The organism is Streptomyces sp. NPDC048291 (genome assembly GCF_043201715.1).
GTDB lineage: Bacteria > Actinomycetota > Actinomycetes > Streptomycetales > Streptomycetaceae > Streptomyces.
In genome coordinates this window covers 487,850-495,186 of the sequence record NZ_JBICZC010000003.1, presented here as the reverse complement: position 1 = coordinate 495,186, position 7,337 = coordinate 487,850, and the positions used below count along the sequence as shown (strand labels likewise).

The 7,337-nt window shown below is 71.7% G+C and carries 9 protein-coding genes; 1 reads left to right on the top strand and 8 read right to left on the bottom strand.

Features of this window, described 5'->3' with window-relative positions; genetic code table 11:
* Nucleotide 1: 1 nt before the first annotated feature.
* A complete protein-coding gene (locus ACGF5O_RS09885) occupies nucleotides 2-187 on the bottom strand; it encodes an MbtH family NRPS accessory protein (protein WP_350782525.1) in 186 nt (61 codons plus the stop codon).
* Nucleotides 188-337: 150 nt separating this feature from the next.
* Entirely contained in the window at nucleotides 338-598 is a 261-nt protein-coding gene (locus tag ACGF5O_RS09880; protein WP_393809388.1) for an acyl carrier protein, read from the bottom strand.
* A 487-nt stretch (nucleotides 599-1,085) separates the two neighbouring features.
* On the opposite strand from ACGF5O_RS09880, the gene panD reads away from it, so the two are divergent.
* On the top strand, nucleotides 1,086-1,505 hold the full coding sequence (panD, locus tag ACGF5O_RS09875; protein ID WP_393809387.1) for an aspartate 1-decarboxylase: 420 nt from the start codon (nucleotides 1,086-1,088) through the stop codon (nucleotides 1,503-1,505).
* Nucleotides 1,506-1,594: 89 nt separating this feature from the next.
* Here the strand turns inward: panD and mug are convergent, their stop codons facing one another.
* The 6 genes from mug to ACGF5O_RS09845 all read right to left on the bottom strand — a co-directional run bounded on the left by mug (nucleotide 1,595) and on the right by ACGF5O_RS09845 (nucleotide 7,289).
* The gene (mug, locus tag ACGF5O_RS09870; RefSeq protein WP_393809386.1) at nucleotides 1,595-2,083 is read right to left on the bottom strand and encodes a G/U mismatch-specific DNA glycosylase; all 489 of its coding nucleotides are present in this window, start codon (nucleotides 2,081-2,083) and stop codon (nucleotides 1,595-1,597) included.
* Between the two features lie 65 nt (nucleotides 2,084-2,148).
* Nucleotides 2,149-3,594 carry an adenylosuccinate lyase gene (purB, locus tag ACGF5O_RS09865; protein WP_393809385.1) on the bottom strand — a complete coding sequence of 482 codons (1,446 nt, stop codon included), beginning with the start codon at nucleotides 3,592-3,594 and terminating at the stop codon, nucleotides 2,149-2,151.
* A 103-nt stretch (nucleotides 3,595-3,697) separates the two neighbouring features.
* Nucleotides 3,698-4,042, bottom strand: coding sequence for a DUF4326 domain-containing protein (locus ACGF5O_RS09860; RefSeq protein ID WP_393809384.1), 345 nt, complete (start codon nucleotides 4,040-4,042; stop codon nucleotides 3,698-3,700).
* Nucleotides 4,043-4,052: 10 nt separating this feature from the next.
* A complete protein-coding gene (locus ACGF5O_RS09855; protein ID WP_393809383.1) occupies nucleotides 4,053-4,835 on the bottom strand; it encodes an SGNH/GDSL hydrolase family protein in 783 nt (260 codons plus the stop codon).
* Nucleotides 4,836-4,941: 106 nt separating this feature from the next.
* Entirely contained in the window at nucleotides 4,942-5,955 is a 1,014-nt protein-coding gene (locus tag ACGF5O_RS09850) for a hemolysin family protein (RefSeq protein ID WP_393809382.1), read from the bottom strand.
* A complete protein-coding gene (locus ACGF5O_RS09845) occupies nucleotides 5,952-7,289 on the bottom strand; it encodes a hemolysin family protein (RefSeq protein ID WP_393809381.1) in 1,338 nt (445 codons plus the stop codon). Before ACGF5O_RS09845 ends, ACGF5O_RS09850 begins: the two co-directional genes overlap by 4 nt.
* Between the last annotated feature and the right edge of the window lie 48 nt (nucleotides 7,290-7,337).

Below are 7,337 nucleotides of genomic sequence, written 5' to 3'. Positions count from 1 at the left end.
GTCACCGCGCCTGGCGGAGGCTGAGCGGCCGCATGTCGGTCCAGACCCGCTCGACGTGGTCGAGGCAGTCCTCCTTGGTGCCGGAGGTGCCCTCGTCGAACCACCCGTCGGGCAGGTCCCGCCCCTCGGGCCAGATCGAGTACTGCTCCTCGCCGTTCACCACCACGCGATACGTCTGAGCCACCATGTCCTCACCTCTCGAAAAGTCATTGCGGACGTGCGATCGGACGACCGGCACCGTCACGGGCCGGCCCGGAGCCCGCCGTACCGGATCGGCCGGGCGGGTCCGCCTTGCAGAACGGGCTGGTCGAGCCGGAGCGGCCGACCGCCCGGGGCGCTACGCAGCCAGGCGGCGCACCGCCACGAGGGCGAGTGCGTCGGCGTTCCGCTCCCGGAACAGGTCGCGGACCGTGATCCGCACACCCAGCCGCGAGCTGATGAGGGACACCGCGCGGGCGGCCGTCAGCGAGTCACCGCCGATGTCCAGGAACCCGCTGGCGGTGTCGGGCACCTCCGTCGCGCCCAGCACCTCCTGGAAGACCACGACGATCTTCCCGGCGATCTCCTGGGCCTCCTGTGTCGTGATTTCCACCGTCACCCTCTGCTCCCTTCAAGGCCGAATCATTCGGGATTCCGTGATTCTGCGATGCGGTGATTCCGTGCTTCCGCGGTATTGCGACCGAGGCCATTTCCATGCCCTCGACGCTTCCTCACTGTGACCGCGACACGGATGCCGGCTCCAGTCCCGCTCCCGCTCATCAACCTGCACGGCATGAAAGTGAGTGGGCGACATACGACACCCGAGGGACCGGTGGGATCCGCCCTGACCTGCGACAAAAGGGCGTAAGGGCGCTTGCCCGGCCAGGCGGAGATCTTCCCGGAGTTGTCACGGAAATCCGCCTCTACCGAAACTCAATTCCTGCTGGAATGCTCGTTCACCGCCGCCCAGGATCCTCTGGAACGGGCTCACGTCGGTCATGCACGGGCCGATTCCAACGGCCGGTATCGAATTTCTCGTGTGCTCGCCAGGCCAGCCGCGGGAAAGCCGCGACACCAGAAGGCGCCCACCCCGAAAGGCGACAGCCATGTTCCGAACCATGCTCAAGTCGAAGATCCACCGGGCCGCGATCACCCAGTGCGATCTGAACTACGTCGGATCCCTGACCCTCGACGCCGACCTCATGGACGCCGCCGACCTGCTCCCCGGCGAGCTGATCCACCTCGTGGACATCAACAACGGCAGCCGGCTCGAGACCTACGTGATCGAGGGCCCCCGGGGCAGCGGCATCATCGGCGTCAACGGCGCCGCGGCCCGCCTCGTCCAGAACGGCGACCTCGTGATCATCATCGCCTACGCGGCGGTACCGGACGCCGACGCGGCGAAGATCGAGCCAAGCGTCGTCTTCGTCAACGAGCGCAACGAGATCATCGACGAGGGCACGGCCCTCAGCGCAGCCCCCGGCGGCCACGGCCTGCTCGACGGAAGCGAGACGCACACGGCCTGACCGAAGGCGGACTCGGGTGACGGATGGTGAAGAGGTGCGACACGTACCTCTTCACCATCCGTCACCGCACACGCCACCGGCGTCGCCGGCTAGCCCTCGGCCGTCACCCGCAGCCGCCCGAACTCCTCCGCCATCGTCGCCGCCGTCCAGTGCGCGTTCAGTCCGCTCGGGTTCGGCAGCACCCACACCCGGGTGTCCCCGATCGTCCGCTCCTGCGGCCCCACCTGGGCCCCGCGGTCGGCGAAGGCGGCGCGGTAGGCGGTGACGCCCACCACCGCGAGCCAGCTCGGCCGGACCCGCGTCACCTTCGCGGTCAGCAGGCGTCCGCCCTCGGCGTACTCCTCGGCCGACAGTTCGTCGGCCCGTGCGGTCGCCCGGGCCACCACGTTCGTGATGCCGAGCCCGTACGACAGCAACTCGCCCTGCTCCGCGGGTTTCAGCAGCCGCGGGGTGAAGCCGGACAGGTGCAGGACCGGCCAGAAGCGGTTGCCGGGGCGGGCGAAGTGGTGCCCCGTGGCCGCCGTCATCAGGCCGGGGTTGATGCCGCAGAACAGGACGCGCAGGCCGTCCGCGAGCACGTCCGGGACGAGACGGTCGCGGGCGGCCTCCAGCTCCGCCGCGGTGAAGCGAGGGGAACGGCCGGTCAGAGGATCGCCCCGGGGGTGTAACCGGCGGCCTCCGGGTGCTGCTTGACGATCTCCTCGATCCGGCCGGCGACGACACCGACCTGGGCGGCGGCCGCGCCCGTGAAGGACAGCTTGTCGGCCATCAGCGCCGCCAGCTGCTCGCGGTCCAGCGGCAGCCGCTCGTCGGCGGCGAGCTTGTCGAGCAGGTCGTTGCGCTCGGCGCCCTGCTCGCGCATCGCGAGCGCGGTGGCGACGGCGTTCTCCTTGATCGCCTCGTGCGCGACCTCACGGCCGACACCCGCGCGCACCGCGCCCATCAGCACCTTGGTGGTGGCGAGGAAGGGGAGGTAGCGGTCCAGCTCCCGGGCGACGACGGCCGGGAAGGCGCCGAACTCGTCGAGGACCGTCAGGAAGGTCTCCAGGAGGCCGTCGAGCGCGAAGAAGGCGTCCGGCAGGGCCACCCGGCGCACCACCGAGCAGGAGACGTCGCCCTCGTTCCACTGGTCGCCGGCCAGCTCGCCGGTCATCGAGGCGTAACCGCGCAGGATCACCATCAGACCGTTGACGCGCTCGCAGGACCGCGTGTTCATCTTGTGCGGCATCGCCGAGGAGCCGACCTGGCCCGGCTTGAAGCCCTCGGTGACCAGCTCGTGCCCGGCCATCAGCCGGATCGTCTTGGCGAGGGAGGAGGGGGCGGCGGCCAGCTGTACGAGCGCGGTGACGACCTCGTAGTCCAGCGAGCGCGGATACACCTGGCCGACCGAGGTGAACGCCTGCGAGAAGCCGAGGTGCCGCGCGATCCGGTCCTCCAGCTCGGCCAGCTTCGCCGCGTCCCCGCCCAGCAGGTCCAGCATGTCCTGGGCGGTGCCCACCGGGCCCTTGATGCCGCGCAGCGGGTAGCGGGCGAGCAGCTCCTCGACGCGGCCGTACGCCACGAGGAGCTCGTCCGCGGCGGTCGCGAAACGCTTGCCGAGAGTGGTGGCCTGCGCGGCCACGTTGTGCGAGCGGCCGGCCATGACCAGCTCGGCGTACTCGCCGGCCAGCCTGCCCAGGCGGGCCAGGACGGCCGTCGTACGGTCCCGCATCAGCTCAAGCGAGAGGCGGATCTGGAGCTGCTCGACGTTCTCCGTCAGGTCCCGGGAGGTCATGCCCTTGTGCACGTGCTCGTGGCCGGCGAGGGCGTTGAACTCCTCGATCCGCGCCTTCACGTCGTGCCGGGTGACCTTCTCGCGCTCGGCGATGGAAGCCAGGTCGACGGTGTCGAGAACCCGCTCGTAGTCGGCGATCGCCGCGTCCGGCACCTCGATCCCGAGGTCCTTCTGGGCCCGCAGCACGGCGAGCCAGAGCTGCCGCTCCAGCTTCACCTTCTGCTCGGGCGACCAGAGCGTGGCGAGCTCGGCGGAGGCGTAGCGTCCGGCGAGGACGTTCGGGATACGGGGCTTGGCGGGCGCGGCTGAAGTCACGTGTACGGATTCTACTGGCGATTCCTGCAGGCCAGCGCCGCGGGCCCGCTCGTGTGAACGTACGAGAGCTGCGTCACCGCTCCGGTGAACTTGCGGAGCCGCGTCACCGCTCAGGAACGCCGGCCAGCTCCGCCAGGACGTCCGCGTGGCAGAGTTCCGGCGCGCACCAGCAGGCCAGGGTCCTTCCGCGCAGCCCGGCCACCAGTTCCAGCAGTTCGGGCCGCTCCAGCAGGTAGGCCCGGTACATCGCCATCACCTCGGCCCGGGTGCCGTCCCGCTTCTTCTTCGGGGTGTCGTAGGCGAAGGGGTTGTACAGCGGATGGCGGGGCAGGTCCCAGCCGCCCATCGTCCAGCGGCGGCCCACGTAGACGACGTCGGCGGGGGCGTGTTCCAGCCGGGGGCCGAACGCGTGGATCCGGCCCCTGACATTGATCACCCGGGTGGACACGGGAGCGCCCTCACGCCTCGTACGGCAGCAGCTCCGGGCGCTTCGGCTCGCGGCCGTCGCCCGAGGAGCGGCCGGTGAGGCGGCGGCCTATCCACGGCAGCAGGTGCTGCCGGGTGAAGCGGGCGTCCTCGACGCGGCGCGCGACCCAGCCGGGCGGCACCGTGGCCGGGATCGGCGTGCGCCACTCGGTGTCCTCGGGGTCGTGGCCGAGGGTCTGCCAGACCGCCTCGGCGACCCTGCGGTGCCCTTCCGCCGTCAGGTGCAGCCGGTCCACGTCCCACATCCGGGGGTCGGCGAGGGACGGCGCCCCGTACAGGTCGACGACCAGGGCACCGTGCCGCCCGGCCAGCTCGTCGACGACGGCGAAGAGCTCCTCCATGCGCGGCCGGAACCGTTCCAGGACCGGGCCCTGGCGGCCGGGGCTGCGCATCAGCACCAGTTGCTCGCAGGCCGGCGCCAACCGCTCCACCGCCTCGGTGAGCAGGTCCCGGACCCGGACCATGTCGCACTTGGGGCGCAGCGTGTCGTTGAGGCCGCCGACCAGCGTGATCACGTCGGGCCGCATCGCGACCGCCACGTCCACCTGCTCCTCGACGATCTGCCCGATCAGCTTGCCGCGCACCGCGAGGTTGGCGTAGCGGAAGCCGGGGGTGCGGGCGGCCATCCGGGCGGCGAGGAGGTCCGCCCAGCCTCGGTAGGAGCCGTCGGGCCGCAGGTCCGACATGCCCTCGGTGAAGGAGTCGCCGATCGCGACCAGGCTGGAGTGTGCGGGAAGCACCGGGTTCTTCTGCATGGCGACAGAGATGGTATCCCGGGGCGCATACCCGCTGGTCGGTCACTCCCTCCGGCTACGACTCCGGCGACGACCCCTCCGGCGACGACCCCTCCTCCGGGGAGGCCTACGCGTGCTGCCCGAACAGCTCCCGCAGCACGTCCTCCATCGTCACAAGACCCGCCAGCCGCCCGTCGTCGCCGCGCACGCCCGCCAGGTGGGTACGGCTGCCGCGCATCGCGGTGAGCACGTCGTCCAGCGGGGTGTCCTCCCGTACCCGGGCGATCGGCCGCATGTCCCGCAGCCGGAACGCCTCGTCCCGGGGCGAGGCGTCCAGCGCGTCCTTGACGTGCAGATAGCCGACGATCCGCCGCCCCTCGTCCACCACCGGGAACCGGGAGAACCCGGACTCCGCCGACAGCCGCTCCAGCTCCTCCGGGGTGACGCCCACGCGCGCGTAGACGACGCGTTCCAGCGGTACCACCACGTCCCGCACCGGCCGGCGGCCCAGCTCCAGGGCGTCGTGCAGCCGCTCCTGCGCCCGGTCGTCGATCAGACCCGCCTCGCTGGCGTCCTTGACGATCTCGGCCAGTTGGGCGTCCGTGAAGGTCGCCGCGACCTCGTCCTTGGTCTCCACGCGGAGCAGCCTGAGCAGGGTGTTGGCGAACGCGTTGATCGTGAAGATCACCGGACGCAGTGCCCGGGACAGCGCGACCAGGGGAGGCCCGAGGAGCAGGGCGCTGCGCACCGGCTCGGCCAGCGCCACGTTCTTCGGCACCATCTCGCCGAGCAGCATGTGCAGGTAGGTCGCGACGGACAGCGCGATCACGAAGGACACGGCATGGCCCGCGCTCGTGGGCACGCCGACCGCGTGGAACACCGGCTCCAGGAGATGCGCGATCGCGGGCTCCGCGACCACGCCGAGGACCAGCGTGCACAACGTGATGCCCAGCTGGGCGGCGGCAAGGAGCGCGGAGACGTGTTCCAGCCCCCACAGCACGCTCCTGGCCCGCCGGTCGCCGGCCTCCGCGTGCGGCTCGATCTGGGAGCGGCGCACGGAGATCAGCGCGAACTCGGCGCCGACGAAGAACGCGTTCACGACCAGCGTCGCGAAACCGATCAACAGCTGTACGGCGGTCACCGCTGCCCCTCCTGCTCCGTCGTCCCGCCGGCGAGCGGCGCGTGCAGCAGCACCCGGGCCGCCCGCCGTCCCGACGCGTCCACCACGTCGAGCCGCCAGCCGGCGACCTCGACGCCGTCCCCGGTCTCCGGTATCCGGCCCAGCTCGGCCGCGACCAGCCCGGCCAGCGTCTCGTACGGCCCCTCGGGCGGCCGGAGGCCCACGCGCGCCAGCTGGTCCATGCGGGCCGCGCCGTCCGCCGAGTAGAGCGCGCGGCCCGTCGCGTCGGCACCGGCGGGGGCGAGGTCGGGCGTCTCGTGCGGGTCGTGCTCGTCGCGGACCTCGCCGACGACCTCCTCGACGATGTCCTCCAGGGTGGCGACCCCGGCGGTACCGCCGTACTCGTCGATCACGACGGCCATCGTGCGCCGGCCGCCGAGGCGGTCCAGGAGACGGTCGACGGTCAGGGACTCGGGGACCAGCAGGGGCTCGCGCATCACCTGGGCGACCCGGACCCGGGACCGCTCCTCGGCGGGCACGGCCACGATGTCCTTGATGTGGGCGGTGCCGACGACCGAGTCCAGGCTGTCCTCGTAGACCGGGAAGCGGGACAGGCCGGTCGCCCGGGTCGCGTTCGCCACGTCCTCGCAGGTCGCCCGGACCTCCAGGGCGACGACCTGGACGCGCGGGGTCATCACGTTCTCGGCCGTGAGGTCGGCGAGGTTGAGCGTGCGCACGAACAGCTCGGCGGTGTCCGCCTCCAGCGCCCCCTGCTTGGCGGAGTGCCGGGCCAGCGCGGCCAGCTCCTGGGGCCCGCGCGCGGAGGCCAGCTCCTCGGCGGGCTCCACGCCGAACCGCCGTACCAACCGGTTCGCGGTGTTGTTCAGATGCGTGATGAACGGCCCGAAGGCCGCGCTGAACCAGCGCTGGGCGTTGCCCACCCGCTTGGCCACGGCCAGCGGTGCGGAGATCGCCCAGTTCTTGGGCACCAGCTCGCCGACGACCATCAGGAACACCGTGGACAGCGCGGTACCGATCACCAGCGCGAGCGAGCTCGCCGCCGACGCCCCGATGCCCACCGCCTCCAGCGGGCCGGCCAGCAGCTTGGCGATCGAGGGCTCGGCGAGCATGCCGACCACCAGGTTGGTGACCGTGATGCCGAGCTGCGCCCCCGAGAGCTGGAACGTCAGGTTCCGTACGGCCTTGAGGGCGCCGGCCGCCCCGCGCTCGCCGCGCTCCACAGCGCGTTCCAGCTCGCCGCGCTCGACCGTGGTCAGGGAGAACTCGGCCGCGACGAAGGCACCGCAGGCGAGCGACAGCAGGATCGCCACCAGCAGGAGGAGCACTTCGGTCATCGGGTCACCTCCGTCCCATGATCGGGCAGGGCGGTCGGGACCGCGCGG

Excerpts from the sequence above, each read along its gene's own strand:
- ACGF5O_RS09885 (WP_350782525.1), bottom strand. The coding sequence starts at position 187 with ATGGTGGCTCAGACGTATCGCGTGGTGGTGAACGGCGAGGAGCAGTAC.
- panD (WP_393809387.1), top strand. The coding sequence starts at position 1,086 with ATGTTCCGAACCATGCTCAAGTCGAAGATCCACCGGGCCGCGATCACC.
- ACGF5O_RS09855 (WP_393809383.1), bottom strand. The coding sequence starts at position 4,835 with ATGCAGAAGAACCCGGTGCTTCCCGCACACTCCAGCCTGGTCGCGATC.
- ACGF5O_RS09845 (WP_393809381.1), bottom strand. The coding sequence starts at position 7,289 with ATGACCGAAGTGCTCCTCCTGCTGGTGGCGATCCTGCTGTCGCTCGCC.